The following is a 720-nucleotide window of genomic DNA, read 5'->3' as shown; positions in this document are numbered from 1 at the left end:
CTAGGTGCGGGCATTCTGTTCCCTGCGGCAACAACAGGCGCAATTGCTCCGTTCCCTTACCACGCGGGGACAGCTGGTGCGACTCTGGGTGGTATGCAGAACTTGGGCGCCGGTATTGCAACCTTGCTTGCATCGCTATTCCCAGCGCATAACCAAATGCCGCTTGGTGTTTTGATGATGGCAATGTCAATTGTCGCGATGCTTGGCCTATTGTGGGTACACAGAGCGCACGATCACTCAAACGAAATGCCACAAGTCATTTAACCGACATTTCAATCTGACCAAAACATTGAAAAGGGACACACGAAATAGTGTGTCCCTTTTTTCATATCACACTCCCTCTATTTATTGATGAGAATGATTTAACTTTAGAAGTGATATTTGTTAAAAATAACAGTTGCTTACACAATGCGTTTTCAAGCCAACAGGTCACAACAATGAGCCGTTCAGAAATGGTGAGAGTATTCACTTCTCGAACCACATCTCTGCTCTCTAAAACAAAAGCGTGACCAGCCTGAAAACTCTCAATGAAACCAAAGTCCATGCCCTCAGGATGAGGCAACTTAGGTATAAAATATAAGGATAAACAGATGCGTTTCACTTTAACTACGTTGGCCGTATCGGTCGCGCTTATCGCCGGATGCAGCAATCAAGGAACTCCAACCATGACTCAATATTCCCAATCACAGATCGTTGCTCAGCAAACTCAAGCCCCGGTTG

1 pseudogene is annotated in these 720 nt (G+C 45.8%); it reads left to right on the top strand.

The window, feature by feature from the left end:
* Positions 1–264, top strand: a pseudogene (locus tag R7190_RS27370) (Bcr/CflA family drug resistance efflux transporter); the annotation flags it as partial.
* Positions 265–720 lie beyond the last annotated feature (456 nt).

Source organism: Vibrio sp. 1078-1 (assembly GCF_033340475.1).
This window is presented reverse-complemented; position numbering and strand designations above follow the sequence as displayed.